The 15,818-nt window shown below is 53.5% G+C and carries 12 protein-coding genes; all 12 read left to right on the forward strand.

Features of this window, described 5'->3' with window-relative positions:
- Positions 1-41 precede the first annotated feature (41 nt).
- The 12 genes from bshC (at position 42) to spoVE (ending at position 15,813) form a co-directional block, all read left to right on the forward strand.
- Positions 42-1,673 (forward strand): bacillithiol biosynthesis cysteine-adding enzyme BshC, encoded by a 1,632-nt coding sequence (bshC, locus tag NYE33_RS12610; protein ID WP_336103448.1) that lies wholly within the window; start codon positions 42-44, stop codon positions 1,671-1,673.
- 24 nt (positions 1,674-1,697) lie between these two features.
- Positions 1,698-2,969 (forward strand): adenosylhomocysteinase, encoded by a 1,272-nt coding sequence (locus NYE33_RS12615; protein WP_042139393.1) that lies wholly within the window; start codon positions 1,698-1,700, stop codon positions 2,967-2,969.
- A gap of 203 nt (positions 2,970-3,172) precedes the next feature.
- On the forward strand, positions 3,173-3,610 hold the full coding sequence (gene mraZ / locus NYE33_RS12620; RefSeq protein ID WP_039304237.1) for a division/cell wall cluster transcriptional repressor MraZ: 438 nt from the start codon (positions 3,173-3,175) through the stop codon (positions 3,608-3,610).
- A 38-nt stretch (positions 3,611-3,648) separates the two neighbouring features.
- Positions 3,649-4,602: a 16S rRNA (cytosine(1402)-N(4))-methyltransferase RsmH gene (gene rsmH, locus NYE33_RS12625; RefSeq protein WP_039304239.1), complete on the forward strand. Its 954-nt coding sequence runs from the start codon at positions 3,649-3,651 to the stop codon at positions 4,600-4,602.
- A 23-nt stretch (positions 4,603-4,625) separates the two neighbouring features.
- Positions 4,626-5,021 carry a hypothetical protein gene (locus NYE33_RS12630; protein ID WP_042139392.1) on the forward strand — a complete coding sequence of 132 codons (396 nt, stop codon included), beginning with the start codon at positions 4,626-4,628 and terminating at the stop codon, positions 5,019-5,021.
- A gap of 142 nt (positions 5,022-5,163) precedes the next feature.
- Positions 5,164-7,308, forward strand: a complete 2,145-nt coding sequence (locus NYE33_RS12635; RefSeq protein ID WP_336103449.1) for a penicillin-binding transpeptidase domain-containing protein — start codon at positions 5,164-5,166, stop codon at positions 7,306-7,308.
- A 92-nt stretch (positions 7,309-7,400) separates the two neighbouring features.
- Positions 7,401-9,326, forward strand: coding sequence for a stage V sporulation protein D (locus NYE33_RS12640; protein WP_336103450.1), 1,926 nt, complete (start codon positions 7,401-7,403; stop codon positions 9,324-9,326).
- Positions 9,327-9,362: 36 nt separating this feature from the next.
- Positions 9,363-10,850: a UDP-N-acetylmuramoyl-L-alanyl-D-glutamate--2,6-diaminopimelate ligase gene (locus NYE33_RS12645; protein WP_336103451.1), complete on the forward strand. Its 1,488-nt coding sequence runs from the start codon at positions 9,363-9,365 to the stop codon at positions 10,848-10,850.
- Positions 10,847-12,259: a UDP-N-acetylmuramoyl-tripeptide--D-alanyl-D-alanine ligase gene (locus NYE33_RS12650; RefSeq protein ID WP_341065961.1), complete on the forward strand. Its 1,413-nt coding sequence runs from the start codon at positions 10,847-10,849 to the stop codon at positions 12,257-12,259. The genes NYE33_RS12645 and NYE33_RS12650 overlap by 4 nt, the downstream gene beginning before the upstream one ends.
- A gap of 16 nt (positions 12,260-12,275) precedes the next feature.
- On the forward strand, positions 12,276-13,241 hold the full coding sequence (gene mraY, locus NYE33_RS12655) for a phospho-N-acetylmuramoyl-pentapeptide-transferase (RefSeq protein ID WP_039304257.1): 966 nt from the start codon (positions 12,276-12,278) through the stop codon (positions 13,239-13,241).
- A gap of 3 nt (positions 13,242-13,244) precedes the next feature.
- The gene (gene murD / locus NYE33_RS12660; protein ID WP_042139387.1) at positions 13,245-14,666 is read left to right on the forward strand and encodes a UDP-N-acetylmuramoyl-L-alanine--D-glutamate ligase; all 1,422 of its coding nucleotides are present in this window, start codon (positions 13,245-13,247) and stop codon (positions 14,664-14,666) included.
- A 49-nt stretch (positions 14,667-14,715) separates the two neighbouring features.
- On the forward strand, positions 14,716-15,813 hold the full coding sequence (gene spoVE / locus NYE33_RS12665; protein WP_171721020.1) for a stage V sporulation protein E: 1,098 nt from the start codon (positions 14,716-14,718) through the stop codon (positions 15,811-15,813).
- Positions 15,814-15,818 lie beyond the last annotated feature (5 nt).

Below are 15,818 nucleotides of genomic sequence, written 5' to 3' on the forward strand. Positions count from 1 at the left end.
TTACATACAGCAGGTTATAGTAGAACAGGAGGCAATTGCATATGAATGTTGTACCGGAACCACTTCCTGGCGGATCTGCGCTCGCCAGTGACTATATACATCAATATGAAACTGTAGGACATTTGTACGGCGGGGATTTCCGCAACCGGGAGAGCCGGGTTAAGCGCGCAGAATGGCTTGATGGAACGGCAGGGCTCCGTGCAGACCGTACCGCGGTTGTTTCATACTTACGCAGCTATAACAGAGAGCATAATGCCCATGAAGCGGTAATGCGCTCCCTTGACTTATTGGAGCAGCCGGATACGCTGGTGGTCACAGGCGGCCAGCAGAGCGGTTTGTTCACAGGTCCGCTCTTTGTAGTATATAAGGCTATTACTGCAATTCAGGCTGCGCGGGAAGCAGCAGCCCAGCTTGGGCGCCCCGTTGTTCCGCTGTTCTGGATTGCCGGTGAAGATCATGACTGGGATGAAGTCAATCATACCTATGTACTGAACCGGACGGGCGAAATTACGCGGATTAAGCTGGATAAAGGCGAAGGTCCGCGTTCTTCTGTCAGTGAAATCAAGGTGGAAGCAGAGAGCTGGCTTCAGGCTGTAGGGCAGCTGGACGGACTGCTGCAGGATAGCGAATTCAAGCCGCAGGTTATGGAGTTTGTCACAGCAGCTTCGCTGGGTGCGGACAATATGACTGCCGCTTTTGCCAAGCTGATGGGTTCTCTGTTTGGGCAATACGGGCTGATTCTGCTGGATTCTGCCGATTCCGCGCTGCGCAGACTTGAAATTCCAATGTTTGCTGCAATGATAGAGCGCAATGACGAGCTCGAGGCTGCCTACACCGCAGCGGCTGACCGTATTGCTGCGGGCGGATACGTGCTGCAGGCGGATGTGACACCCGGGAATGCCAACCTCTTTTATATACATGAGGGCGCACGGCTTCTGCTGCATAAGGAGGGGGACAGATTCGCAGACCGGAAATCCGTGGTATCTTTTTCCCGTACAGAGCTGCTGGAGCTGCTGGAGAGCCATCCTGAGCGGTTCAGCAACAACGTGCTGACGCGTCCTTTGATGCAGGACTATGTACTGCCAGTGCTGGCTACGGTGCTGGGACAAGGAGAAATGGCTTACTGGGCGATTCCGCATCAGGCCTTTAAGGTGATGGGCGGACAAATGCCGCTGATTATTCCGCGCATGTCTTTTACAGTCATAGAGGGAACGCTTCACAAGCATATGGATAAATACGGACTGTCCTTCACGGATGTACGTCTTGGTCTGGATGATAAACGCAAAGAGTGGTTAACGGCGCAGGATGAGCTGAAGATTGAAGAACGGTTTGAACAGACCAAGGCAGCATTCTCCGCGATGTACGAGCCGCTGATTGAGCAGCTTGGCGGAATTCAGGCAGGTCTGCTGAAGCTGGGGAACAGTAACAAGGACAAGATTATGGATCAGATCTCCTTCCTGCAGGGCAAAGCACTGGATGCGATGGAGAAGCAGAATGAGGCGGCGCTGCGGCAGTGGGAACGGATTGAGCTGTCCGTTATGCCTCTGGGTAAACTGCAGGAGAGAGTATATAATATGATGTATTATCTGAACCGTTACGGTCCGGGCTGGCTGGAGGAACTAATGGCCGTACCCGCCGATTACAGCGGAACACACCGCATCATTTATATGTAGGAATATATTATAGGAGGTTATAACATGAGTTCTTTGTCCAAGGAAAATAGTATCGTAACCGATATGTCGCTCGCGCCCGAGGGGCATCTCAAAATCGACTGGGTTCGCCAGCATATGCCGGTACTGAACCGTATCCGTGAGCAGTTCGAAGCGGAGCAGCCGTTCAAGGGCCTTAAGGTATCGATCACGCTTCACCTGGAAGCCAAGACCGCTTACCTGGCCAAGGTGGTACAGGCTGGCGGTGCCGAAGTTACGATTACCGGATCGAACCCGCTGTCCACACAGGATGATGTGTGTGCCGCATTAGTTGAGGACGGCATCACCGTGTTCGCCAAATATAATCCGTCACCCGAAGAATTCAAGGCGCTGAACATCAAGGCGCTGGAGAGCAAGCCGGATCTGATTATCGATGACGGCGGAGATTTCGCCACACTGCTGCATTCCGAGCGTCCTGACCTGATGGAGAATGTCCGCGGCGGCGCTGAAGAAACAACTACAGGAATTATCCGGCTGAAGGCGCTGCAGAAGCAAGGCATGCTGAAGTTCCCGATGGTGGCTGTAAATGACGCCTATTGTAAATATTTGTTCGATAACCGCTATGGCACAGGCCAATCGGCATGGGACGGCATTGTTCGCACAACCAACCTGATTGTGGCCGGCAAGACAGTGGTTGTAGTGGGCTACGGCTGGTGCGGTAAAGGTGTAGCGATGCGGGCCAAGGGTCTCGGAGCGAACGTGATTGTTACTGAAGTGGATGCGATTAAGGCCGTAGAAGCCCACATGGACGGATTCCATGTGATGCCAATGCTGGAAGCAGCGAAGCGCGGCGACTTCTTCGTAACCGTTACCGGCAACCGGTATGTTATCCGCGGCGAGCATTATGATGTCATGAAGGATGGTGCGATCCTCTGCAATGCCGGACACTTCGATGTTGAAGTGAACAAGCCGGAGCTGGCTGAACGCTCCACCTCCCAGCGGACGGTGCGGAAGAATATTGAAGAGTATCTGCTGAAGGATGGACGCAAGCTGTACCTGCTGGCTGAAGGACGTCTGGTGAACCTGGGCGCAGCCGATGGCCATCCGGCAGAAATTATGGATACCACCTTTGCGCTGCAGGCCTTATCCCTCAAATATGTGAATGATAATTATAAAGATATCGGCGTCAAGGTGGAGAATGTTCCGTATGAGCTTGATGAGCAGGTTGCGCGTTATAAGCTGGAGAGTCTGGGAATCGCCATTGACAGCCTGACGCAGGCACAGGTGGACTACCTGGACAGCTGGAATCTGAACGACTAAAGAATGGATCTGCAAGAGCCCGGAGCCAATCAACTGGCCCGGGTTTTTATTTTTTGCGGAATATTGCAGAGCCACTTGACAAACAAGAAAAAATTACCTTGCTTCGGAAAAAGGTTTTTGATTTTTAATGGCGAATCTATTATGCTTAAGTGGTGAAAAGTGGGGCAAAGTGGGGAATCGGTACTTAGGGGTGGGGAAAGATCATGTTTATGGGGGAATACCAGCATAGCATTGACGACAAAGGCCGGATCATTATCCCGGCTAAGTTCCGTGAATTGCTCGGAACCTCCTTCGTGGCGACCCGCGGCCTCGACTCCTGCCTGTTTGTTTATCCCATGGAAGAATGGGGAATCATGGAGCAAAAGCTTAAAAGCCTATCACTGATGAAATCGGACGCCCGTGCCTTCAGCCGCTTTTTTTTCTCGGGAGCGACTGAATGTGTATGGGACAAGCAAGGCAGGGTGAATCTGCCGGGGAATCTGCGGCAATATGCCAAGCTGGACAAGGACTGTGTTATTCTGGGCGTTTCGAACCGGGTGGAGATCTGGAACAAGGAGCTATGGGAGCAGTACTTCGAACAGTCAGAGGAATCGTTCAACGAGATTGCCGAGAAATTGGTTGATTTCAATTTTGATCTATAAAACATACAATTCGAATTACTGCCTTGGAGGGATGCAGCTTGTTTCACCACATCACGGTGCTTAAGGAAGAAGCGACAGAAGGGCTGCACATCAAGAAGGATGGTATATACGTTGACTGTACGCTCGGAGGAGCCGGGCACAGTTCGCTTATTGCATCCAAGCTTAGCGGCGAAGGACGGCTGATCTGTCTGGACCAGGATGACTGGGCGCTGAACAATGCCAAAGAGAGATTGGCCGAGTACGGAGACAAAGTGGTTACGGTTAAGACCAACTTCCGTGACCTCGAGCAAGTACTGAAGGAACTGCCCTTTGTTCCGCAAAAGGACGGAGTTCCCCAAGTGGACGGGATTCTGTTCGATCTGGGGGTATCTTCTCCACAGTTTGACGAAGGGGAGCGGGGGTTCAGCTACAATCACGATGCTCCGCTGGATATGCGGATGGACCAGTCGGCACAGCTGACTGCGGCCGATATCGTCAATACCTGGAGTGAACAGGAAATTGCCCGTGTGCTTTTCCAGTATGGAGAAGAGAAGTTCTCACGGCGGATTGCCCGCAAAATTGTGGAGCGCCGGGAAGAGCGTCCGGTGGAGGGCACCGGAGAATTGGCTGAGCTGATTAAAGAGGGCATTCCAGCAGCTGCGCGGAGGACAGGAGGACATCCTGCCAAACGGAGCTTCCAGGGCCTGCGGATTGCTGTCAATGATGAGCTGGGTGCTTTTGAGGATGGACTGCATGCTGCTGTACGCTGCCTTGCACCTGAGGGAAGAGTATCCGTAATTACCTTCCATTCGCTGGAGGACCGGATCTGCAAACAGATTTTCAGCAGCTATTTAAGCAGATGTACCTGTCCGCCTGACCTGCCCTACTGTGTATGCGGCGCCAAAGGAACCCTGAAACTGATTAACCGCAAGCCCATCGTACCCGGAGAAGAGGAACTGGAGCTTAATTCACGTGCCCGTTCAGCGAAACTGCGCATTGCAGAGAAATTGTAAATGACGATAAAGGAGAGTCAGAGATGGCCTATACCCGCGGCAATTTAGCAGTTCAACCCAAGAGAAAAGAAGAGGTAAACCCGCTTTACCGTGAGAAGACAAAAGTCGTCACCAGGCGGAGAGTGCTTCCGCTGCAGGAGAAGCTTTTGTATATGATGACGCTGGGAGCCTTTATCCTGGTATCTGCCGCCCTGATCTGGCGTTACGTCCATATTTATGATTTGAACTTGCAGGCACAGAAGCTGGACAGCGAGATCGCGAAGAGCAAGAAGCAAATTGCTACCTATCAGATGGAGAAGCAGACGCTTGAACAGACGGTGGTCAAGCGGGCGGAAGAGATGGGATATAAGACTCCTCCTGTAGATTCAACAATCTATGTACCGCTTAGTAAACAGGTCACTGACAAAGCCGGCAATTAATCAGCGATTGACTTCAATCGCAATAATAGAATCTGTGAGGTTTGCTATGGTAAAAAGAATAAAACTTCGCACGCTGTTTATAGGAGGGTGTATTACCCTCTTTTTTCTTGTTTTAGTCGGCAGAGTTTTCTGGATTCAGGTAATGCAGAGTGAGAAGTGGCAGAAGGAAGCAGCTACGCAGTGGGCACATACTTCAACCATCAAGGCGGTCCGCGGTGTGATTGAAGACCGTAACGGCAGTGTTCTGGCCAGTGACGTTCCTGCCTATACTGTTGTGGTTGACCCCGAGGTCATTGCCGAGAAGGGGATCGGCCAGGAGGTCATCCAGGGACTGCATGAACTGCTTGGCAAGCCTGAAGATGAGCTGAAGAAGCTGGTAGAGGCCAAAGACGATAAGGGCAATTACTACAAGAACCGGGAGATCCGCAACGAAGGCTGGAAGATTAATCAGGATCTGGCCGATAAGGTTACGGCTTTTGTGGATAAGCTCAAGAAAGAGCATGATACCCTGGAAACGGGTGTAGGGCTTGTTAGAGAGCAGAAGCGTTATTATCCGAAGGACTCACTGGCTGCGCATATTCTGGGCTACACCGACAGGGACGGCAATGCGGTCATGGGTCTGGAAAAGTACTTCGACAAACAGCTCGCCGGTACGGATGGCAAGCTGAATTATCAAAGTGACGGCAAGGGAATCAAGCTGCCCGATTCACAGGATAGCTACCAGCCTGTAGTGAACGGAAGCAATTTCAAGCTGACCATCGACAGCACCATTCAGCACTATATCGAAGAGGCGATGAAGAAGGCTTATGCCGAGTACAAACCGAAGTCGATAAGCGTCATTGCTGCCGATCCGAATACGATGGAGATTCTGGGACTGGCAAATATGCCGACCTTCAATCCAAATGAATATTATGACCTTAATCAGGATGCGGCTGGCTTCTATAACCACGCGATCATGTCGAGATTTGAGCCGGGCTCCACGTTCAAGATTGTACCGCTGGCCGGTGCCGTTCAGGAGAAGCTGTTTAATCCGGAAGAGACCGTCCATTCGGGCTCTATCCGGATCAAAGGGTACAGCAAACCGATCTATGACATGAACAGAGCCGGTTACGGAGATATCACCTTGCTTCAAGGGGTCAAACGTTCCAGTAACGTAGCCTTTGTCAAGATTGGTTATGAACTGCTGGGCCAGGAAAAGCTGCTGAAATATATCAAGGATTTCGGCTTTACGGAAAAGACGGGCATTGACCTCCCGGGTGAAACCACCGGTATTGTCAACCCGAATCCGAACAGGCCGATAGAGAATGCTACCTTGGCCTATGGCCATGGCAAGCTGCTGGTTACACCGATTCAGCAGCTCACGGCGATGGCTGCGATTGCGAACGGCGGCAAGCTGATGGTACCGCATGTAGTGAAGGAAGTTACCGATCCTAATACAGGCAAGACTACGGTGACTCAGCCGGAGGTTGTACGGCAGGTGATTTCAGAGGAAAGCGCCCGCGAAACCGGCAGCTACCTCGAGCAGGTCGTGGCAGACCAGGTAATCGGAACCGGCCGGCATGCCTATATCGAAGGATACCGGGTGGCCGGCAAGACCGGAACGGCGATTAAGCCTGACGGCAAGGGCGGGTATGACCGGGATAAGGTGCTCGCCTCCTTCCTCGGCTACGCTCCGGCCAATAATCCGAAGATCGCGGTATTCGTCGTAATTGATGAGCCTGCGGATGCTGCCGGCGGCGGAGCCGCAGCCGGACCTATTTTCAAAGAGATAGTCTCGCAGTCCCTGCAATATATGGGCGTACCCAAAACGGTTGAATCGGATAAAGCAGTGGGAAGCAAAACGTCAGTCAAGCTGGCGGCTGACTCTTCAGAGCTGCGCAGTACGCCTGATCTCGTGAACAAAACCGTTAAGGAATCCAGACAGCTGCTTCTTAATCAAGGCTTTGACTTCGAGATTGTCGGTACAGGGGCAAAGGTAATCAGCCAATATCCTGATAAGAGCACAAAGCTTGCCGCCGGACAGCGGATTTATCTGCTTACCCAGCAGGATGAAGCAATGACCATTCCCGATTTGAAGGGAGAATCTTTGCGTGATGCCCTGGAAATTCTCAATCTGCTCAAAGTAGGGATAACGGTTGAGGGCGAAGGTTATGTCACAGAGCAGACGCAGACCAAGAATAACAACAAAACGCATATTTCTCTGAAGCTCAGTCCCCTGAATGAATACGGGGAGAATATCCCTGTAGCCGTCAACGTTGACCCCGATGCAGAGGATCCTGCGGAGTAGCGCCTATATAGGCTTGTTCTAACCCCTGTTTGTCCCGAATAGTCATGAAGATAAGAGATCATGTCTATACGAGCGAAAGCGGGGAGAACGGAATGAAGGTTTCGAAAGTCGTAACTCGGCGGAGAATGCTGTGGACGCTGCTGGGACTGGCCGTGTTGTTCGGTTCGCTGGCCGTGCGTCTTGCCTATGTACAGTTATCACAAGGGGAGAAGCTGAGCGCCAAGGCTGAGGAATCCTGGCGGCGGAATATTCCCTTCACCGCCAAACGCGGCGAGATTCTGGACAGGGAGGGCGTTGCCCTGGCATATAATATCAGCTCGCCAACGATCTATGCCATTCCTGTGCAGGTGAAGGAAAAGGAACAGACCGCGAAGCAGCTGGCTCCGCTGCTCGGTATGACCGAGGAGAAGCTGGTCACTCTGCTGACCCAAAAGAAAGCCTCGGTGAAACTGCAGCCCGGCGGCCGCAAAATTACGATGGAGCTTGCCGCGAGCATCCGTGATTTGCAGCTGCCGGGCATCGTTGTGGCTGAGGATAACAAACGGTATTATCCCTATGGCGATTTAGCCGCACATATTCTCGGCTTCACGGGAATTGACAATCAGGGGATCACCGGGATAGAGAGCATCTACGATAAGCTGCTTCAAGGCAGCGCAGGCAATATATCGTATCTGTCCGATGCCGGAGGACGGCTGATGCCTGGCTCCTCGGAGAAGTATACCGAGCCGCAGGACGGGCTGAGCCTGCAGCTGACAATTGATAAGCAGATTCAGTCGATCATGGAACGCGAGCTCGATCAGGCCATGGTGAAGTATCAGGCGCAAGGTGCCTGGTCGATTGCGATGGACCCCCGCAATGGTGAAATTCTGGCCATGGCAAGCCGGCCGGGTTATGAGCCGGGCTCCTATAAGGAATACGATGCCGAAGTATATAACCGGAATCTTCCCATCTGGATGACGTATGAACCGGGCTCCACCTTCAAGATCATTACCCTGGCTGCTGCTCTGCAGGAGGGGAAGGTTGATCTGCAGCATGAGCATTTTTTTGATCCGGGATATATTGAAGTGGGCGGTGCGAAGCTGCGCTGCTGGAAAAAAGGCGGCCACGGAAGCCAGACGTTCCTTGAAGTGGTGGAGAATTCCTGCAACCCCGGATTTGTTGCCCTGGGCCAGCGTCTCGGCAAGGATACCCTGTTTAAGTATATCCGTGATTTCGGCTTTGGCACGAAGACAGGGATCGACCTCAACGGTGAAGCGAACGGGATTCTGTTCAAGCCGGCGCAGGTAGGGCCGGTCGAGCTTGCTACCACGGCCTTTGGCCAAGGGGTATCCGTAACACCGATCCAGCAGATTGCTGCGGTGTCTGCAGCGATTAACGGCGGCAGGCTGTATACTCCGCATGTTGCCAAAGCCTGGATTAATCCGGATACCGGTAATGTCGTATCCGAGGTTGAGCCGGAGGAAGTGCGGCAGGTGATCTCGGAGGAGACTTCGAAGAAGGTGCGGGCCGCCCTTGAGAGCGTAGTTGCCAAAGGCACAGGCCGGCCGGCGTTTATTGACGGCTACCGTGTGGGCGGCAAGACAGGGACGGCACAGAAGGTTATTAACGGCCGGTATTCTCCTACGGAGCATATCGTCTCTTTTATCGGATTTGCACCAGCGGATGATCCGCAGATCGTAGTGTACACCGCAGTTGATAATCCCAAGGGAATTCAGTTTGGGGGTGTGGTAGCAGCTCCGATCGTCCAGAATATTCTTGAGGATTCGCTTCATTATCTGAAGGTTCCGCAGCGTAAGGATCAGCTGCCGAAGACCTATAAATATGGGGAGACTCCGATTGTGACAGTTCCCGATCTGACAGGAGCTACCGTTCAGGATATTTATGAGGATTTGAACATGAATTTCATGCTGGCCCGCTCCGGATCAGGCAATACAGTGATTAATCAAGCGCCCAAAGCGGGGGCAAGAGTGGAGCAGGGTTCAACCATCCGGATTTATATGGGAACTTCCAGTGAATAATAGGATAGTCTGACAAATGTAGAGTGAGGGATTACTATGAAAATTAATGAATTGTCATACTGTCTTGCCGCTTCGTGTCTATACGGGGAAGGTGAGACCGAGATTACGGATTTGCAGGTGGATTCCCGCAAGGTTAAGCCGGGCGATTTGTTCATTTGCCTGCCCGGTCATACAGTGGACGGACATGATTATGCACCGCAGGCAGCCGCAAGCGGTGCGGCTGCCCTAGTCTGTGAGCGGAGGCTGGAAATCGATCTGCCGCAGATCGTGGTAGATGACTGCCGGTTTGCGATGTCCGTGCTGTCGAATGCGTTCTTCGGCTCACCCAGCAGCCGGATGAAGATGATTGGGATTACCGGAACCAACGGCAAAACCACCACTACGTATCTGATTGAGAAAATTATGCAGGACCATGGCGTGAAGACGGGGCTGATCGGGACGATTCAGATGCGTTATGACGGACAAAGCTATCCAATGTCCGGTACTACGCAGGAATCGCTTGAGCTTCAGCGCACTTTGAATGATATGGCGTCCAAAGGCGTGCAGTGCTGTGTGATGGAGGTATCCTCCCATGCACTTCAGCAGGGACGGGTGAAGGGAACGGACTACCGCACAGCGATATTCACTAACCTGACTCAGGATCATCTGGATTATCACCATACGATGGAGGAGTACCGCGCGGCTAAGGCACTGTTCTTCTCGCGGCTTGGCAATGTGATCTCACCGTGGAAGGAAGAACGTAAATATGCAGTCCTCAACGCGGATGATGCAGCAAGCAGCTATTTTGCTGACCAGACCGCTGCGGAAGTGATTACATATGGTATCGACACCCCTGCCAATGTCCGGGCCTCTCAAATTTCGATCACGTCCAAAGGAACTTTTTTCCATGTGGATACGTTTAAGGGGAAGACAGATATTTCGCTCCGGATGGTCGGCAAGTTCAATGTCTATAATGCACTTGCGGCCATTACTGCTGCTCTGCTGGAGGATGTGCCGCTGGAAGATATCAAAGCCAGTCTGGAGTCAGTAGCCGGTGTGGACGGACGTGTCGAGTCTGTGGATGCCGGACAGGATTTCGCAGTCATCGTAGACTACGCGCATACGCCGGATGGTCTGGAGAATGTGCTGAAGGCTGTCTGTGAATTCGCTGCCGGCAAGGTAATTACCGTCTTTGGCTGCGGCGGAGACCGGGATACGACCAAACGGCCGCTGATGGGCAAAATAGCTGCCAAATACAGTGATCGTGTCATGGTTACTTCCGACAATCCCCGGACAGAGGATCCGCTGCTGATTCTGCGCGATATTGAAGCGGGACTTCTTGAGGACGGCGTGTCACAGGAACGGTACGAGATGATTCCCGACCGGCGGGAAGCGATCAGAAAAGCTATTGAAATGGCAAGCCCCGGCGATGTAGTATTGATTGCGGGGAAAGGTCATGAGACCTATCAGCTAATCGGCGGAGTCGTTCATGATTTTGATGACCGCATCGTAGCCAAAGAAGTGATAAGGGGCCGAAGCTATTGATTACAAGAACGCTGTATACTATTGCGGAAATGTGCGGGGGAGAGCTGTCCTCTGCTGAAGATAAGGATATTGAACTTGCGGGAGTCGTAACCGATTCCCGCAAAATTACGCCTGCCTGCCTGTTCGTTCCTCTGGCCGGAGATAACTTTGACGGCCATCATTACGCTGCTGCTTCTCTGGCAGCAGGAGCGGCCGCTACGCTCTGGCAGCGGGATAAGGGGCCTGCGCCTGAAGACGGTCCTGCCATTCTGGTGGAGGATACACTGGCCGCTTTGCAGAGACTGTCCTCGGCTTATCTGGGCGAGCTCGCGCCGCGTGTAGTCGCCGTGACAGGCAGCAACGGCAAGACAACGACCAAAGATATGATTACCGCTCTTCTTGAAGTGCAGTACAAGGTACACAAAACACAGGGCAATTTCAATAATCACATCGGTCTGCCGCTTACGATTCTCTCCATGGACAGCGATGTTGAGATTGCTGTGCTGGAGATGGGCATGAGCTCGCGCGGTGAGATTGCCCTGCTGTCCAGGATAGCTGCCCCTGATGTGGCTGTGATTACCAACGTGGGCGAATCCCATCTGCTGCAGCTCGGGTCCCGCAAGGAAATTGCCCGGGCCAAGCTGGAGATTGTGGACGGACTTAAGCCGGGCGGCCTGCTCATTTATAACGGGGATGAACCGCTGCTCGCAGAAGTTATGGCAGAGCCAGGGTTTAATCCGCCGGAAGGGATGCTCAGCTTCCGTTTCGGGCAGTCCGGAGACAATGATGACTATCCTACAGGTCTCATGACTCACGGCGCTGGAATGACCTTCACTTCACATCTTCATGCCGAGCGTGCCTTCACGCTGCCTCTGCCGGGGCGTCACAATGTCATTAACGCACTCGCTGCACTAGCGGTTGCGCGCCATTTCCGTGTGACTGACGAGAATATAGAGACCGGAATAGCCGGGCTTAAGCTGACCGGCATGCGGATTGAAGTGATGCAGGCGGCGAACGGGCTGACGCTGCTGAACGATGCTTACAATGCCAGCCCTACGTCCATGAGAGCAGCGATAGATGTGCTGCAGTCCATGAAGTGCAGCGGGAGCAGAATCGCGGTGCTGGGGGACATGCTGGAACTTGGGCCTGATGAAGTTCTGTTCCACCAGCAGATCGGTACCTATCTCGATCCTGCACTGACGGATGCGGTATACACTTACGGACCGCTCGCTGCTCATATTGCTGCGGCTGCGGCGGAGAGATTCGGGGCCGGACATGTATTTGCTTTTGAAGACAAAGAAGCATTGATCACTGCCTTGAACACCAAATGTGGTTCCAGGGATGTAGTACTCTTCAAAGCGTCCCGGGGGATGCGTCTGGAGGAAGTGCTTCACCGCCTGAAAGAATATTCTGAAGCTGACTTAAACTAATGGAGGGGGTGTACCCATGGATTATCAATTACTTCTGCTGACTATTGCTGTGTCCTTTATCCTTGCGGTCATTGCCGCTCCGCTGATTATCCCGCTGCTGCGCCGGATGAAGTTCGGACAACAGGTTCGCGACGACGGGCCTCAGACCCATCTGAAGAAGGCGGGAACGCCTACGATGGGCGGAATTATCATCATGGTGGCATTCACGTTGTCTTTTCTGAAATTTTCGGTGATTAATTCGGATTTCTACGTACTTCTGGTAGCTACGCTGGGTTACGGTCTGATCGGTTTCCTGGATGACTATATTAAGATTGCCTTCAAACGTTCCCTCGGGCTGACGGCACGCCAGAAGCTTGCCGGCCAGCTGCTGGTCGGTATCGTTCTCTGCGCCCTGCTCATTTCCGGCGGACATCATACAAACATCAGCATTCCGGGAACATCGGTGAGCTTTGACTGGGGCGGCTGGTTCTACTATCCGTTTATTGTCCTGATGATGATGGCGGTAACCAATGCGGTTAACTTCACGGATGGTGTGGACGGACTGCTGTCCGGTGTCAGTGCGATCGCGCTTGCTGCTTTTGCTGTAGTCGCCATGCAGGCAACCTCCATTGCTGCCGGTGTCTGCGCTGCGGCGATGATTGGTGCAGTACTTGGCTTTCTGGTATTCAATGCCCATCCGGCCAAAGTGTTCATGGGTGATTTCGGCTCCTTCGGGATTGGCGGTGCCATTGGTGCGATTGCCATTGTAACGAAGACCGAGCTGCTCTTCGTGGTGATCGGCGGTGTCTTTGTAGTCGAAATGCTGTCCGTAATTATTCAGGTCGCTTCGTTCAAAACACGCGGCAAACGGGTATTCCGAATGAGCCCGATCCATCATCACTTTGAGCTGGGCGGCTGGTCGGAGTGGCGTGTGGTTGTCTCCTTCTGGGCGGTGAGCCTGGTGCTAGCGGCTGTTGGACTATATCTCATCAAGGGGTTGTAACATATGAAGCATCCGGATTTGTACCGTGGTGAAGAAGTGGTCGTCCTGGGGCTCGCCAAAAGCGGCGTCCAGGTGGCCAAGGTGCTGCATGAGCGCGGCGCGGTTGTGACGGTCAATGATAAAAAGGAAAGAGATCAAAGTCCCGAAGCTTCCGAACTGGAATCTTTGGGAATTTCTGTTATATGCGGCGGGCATCCGGAAGGGCTGATTCATGAGGGTGTTGCGCTTGTTGTAAAGAATCCGGGGATTCCCTATTCCGTGGCTCCGGTGCAGCAGGCTCTTGAGCTTGGCATCGAAGTCGTAACGGAGGTAGAGGTGGCTTACCATCTCTGCGCCGCACCTATGATCGGTATTACGGGCTCCAACGGGAAGACGACTACAACGACCTGGGTTGGCCGTATGCTGGAGGCAGCGGGGATGAGGCCCATAGTTGCCGGGAACATCGGTACGCCGCTCTGTCAGGCCGCTCAGGAGGCTGACGTGGACAACTGGATGGTTGTCGAGCTCAGCAGCTTCCAGCTCAAAGGGACGGAAGCCTTCCGGCCCAAGGTCGCTGCCCTGTTGAATGTTGCCGAGACCCATCTGGATTATCATGGGGGGATGGAGGATTATGTGGCCTCCAAATCCAAGCTGTTCGCGAATCAGGGGCCGGGCGACACCGCTGTACTGAACTGGGATGATCCGGTCTGCCGCGAGCTGGTTCCATATATCAAAGCAGCCATCCTGCCCTTCTCCATGACTGAAGAACTGGTTCAGGGCATTTTTGTCCGTCCATCCTTTGTGCCGGAGACAGAAGATGATCTGAAGCGGGTAATCATTTACCGGGATTATACGGAGAGCGAGACCGAAATAGCCGATGTGGATTCGATCGGCCTTCCGGGCCGCTTCAATGTAGAGAATGCGCTGGCCGCCTGCGGCATCGCCATTGCCGCAGGCGCGGACCCGGCAGTGCTTGGCGGAGTGCTGGCTTCCTTCCGCGGTGTGGAGCACCGGCTGGAATATGTGACAGACAAGGCGGGGGCCGCCTACTATAACAATTCCAAGGCTACCAATTCCAAAGCTACAGCCATGGCGCTGGGGTCCTTCAAGAAGCCGGTCATCCTCGTTGCCGGAGGTCTGGACCGCGGTTCTGATTATATGGAGCTGCTGCCTGTCCTCGGAGGGAACGTCAAGGCACTGGTGGCTCTTGGGGAGACGAAGGACAAGCTGGCCGCGGTTGCGCAGCTGGCAGGAGTAAAGACAATCATCTCCGTCGATAATGGGGAGAGCGCCGCCGCCGTGCTGCAAGAGGCCGTGCGGGAGGCTTCCGCTCTTGCGGAAGCAGGAGATGTAGTTCTCCTCTCTCCTGCCTGTGCCAGCTGGGATATGTTTACATCCTATGAGGAGCGCGGGCGTATTTTTAAAGAGGCGGTGCATAACCTTTAAGTAGGGGGGTGGATAAGCCCCTACTACGGATGCAAGAGGTGTGCTCCTGATGAACAAATCCCGTCATGCGCCCGATATCTGGCTGCTGCTTCCGATATTGGCTTTGCTGGCCATCGGTATGGTAATGGTATACAGCGCCGGGTCCGTTTTGGGCTTCCGCAATTATGGCGACTCGTTTTATTTTGTCAAAAGACAGCTGCTGTTCGCAGGCCTGGGTCTTATCGCCATGTTCATCACTGCGAATACGGATTATGTGGTGCTGAAGAAGTTCGCCAGGCCGGCCCTGATTTTCTGCTTCGTACTGCTGGTGCTGGTGCTGGTTCCCGGCATCGGGGTCGTGCGCGGAGGTGCGCGCAGCTGGCTGGGAATCAGTTCTTTCGGCATTCAGCCCTCGGAGTTCATGAAGATGGGGATGATCCTCTTTCTCGCCAAATGGCTCGGAACAGAGGATTACGATATTTCCAGCTTCACCCGCGGCCTGCTTCCGCCGCTTGCGCTGATCGGTTCCGCTTTTGCGCTGATCATGCTCCAGCCGGATCTCGGTACAGGCACTGTCATGTTCGGGGCTGCGTTGATGATGGTCTTCACGGCAGGGGCCCGGATGAAGCATCTGCTCTCCCTGGGCGCGCTGGGTGTTGCCGGGTTCGTGGGGCTTATTGCCGCCGCACCCTACCGTCTGCAGCGGATTACGGCCTTCCTGGACCCCTGGTCTGATCCGCTCGGGGCCGGATATCAGATCATACAGTCGCTGTACGCGATTGGCCCCGGCGGACTGGGGGGCTTGGGTCTCGGCATGAGCCGGCAGAAGTACAGCTATGTGCCGGAGCCGCAGACCGATTTTATTTTTTCCATATTGGCTGAGGAGCTGGGGTTTATCGGGGGACTGGCAGTGCTGCTGCTCTTCCTGATTCTGATCTGGCGCGGAATGAAGGTAGCGATGAGTCTGCCGGACCGTTTCGGCAGCTATCTGGCCGTGGGCATCGTCTGTATGGTCGCTATTCAGGTGATCATCAACATCGGTGTGGTTATCGGCCTCATGCCGGTTACCGGCATTACGCTTCCGCTGATCAGCTATGGAGGCTCATCGCTGACCCTGATGCTTACAGCACTTGGCATTCTACTTAATTTATCCCGTTATGCGAGGTGAAAGAC

It is taken from the genome of Paenibacillus sp. FSL R10-2199, from assembly GCF_038000235.1.
Taxonomy (GTDB): Bacteria; Bacillota; Bacilli; order Paenibacillales; family Paenibacillaceae; genus Paenibacillus_AQ; species Paenibacillus_AQ phytohabitans.

Coding starts and splice junctions, on each gene's coding strand:
- NYE33_RS12630 (WP_042139392.1), top strand. CDS start 4,626: ATGGCCTATACCCGCGGCAATTTAGCAGTTCAACCCAAGAGAAAAGAA.
- spoVE (WP_171721020.1), top strand. CDS start 14,716: ATGAACAAATCCCGTCATGCGCCCGATATCTGGCTGCTGCTTCCGATA.
- mraZ (WP_039304237.1), top strand. CDS start 3,173: ATGTTTATGGGGGAATACCAGCATAGCATTGACGACAAAGGCCGGATC.
- NYE33_RS12640 (WP_336103450.1), top strand. CDS start 7,401: ATGAAGGTTTCGAAAGTCGTAACTCGGCGGAGAATGCTGTGGACGCTG.
- mraY (WP_039304257.1), top strand. CDS start 12,276: ATGGATTATCAATTACTTCTGCTGACTATTGCTGTGTCCTTTATCCTT.
- murD (WP_042139387.1), top strand. CDS start 13,245: ATGAAGCATCCGGATTTGTACCGTGGTGAAGAAGTGGTCGTCCTGGGG.
- bshC (WP_336103448.1), top strand. CDS start 42: ATGAATGTTGTACCGGAACCACTTCCTGGCGGATCTGCGCTCGCCAGT.
- NYE33_RS12615 (WP_042139393.1), top strand. CDS start 1,698: ATGAGTTCTTTGTCCAAGGAAAATAGTATCGTAACCGATATGTCGCTC.
- NYE33_RS12645 (WP_336103451.1), top strand. CDS start 9,363: ATGAAAATTAATGAATTGTCATACTGTCTTGCCGCTTCGTGTCTATAC.
- NYE33_RS12635 (WP_336103449.1), top strand. CDS start 5,164: ATGCAGAGTGAGAAGTGGCAGAAGGAAGCAGCTACGCAGTGGGCACAT.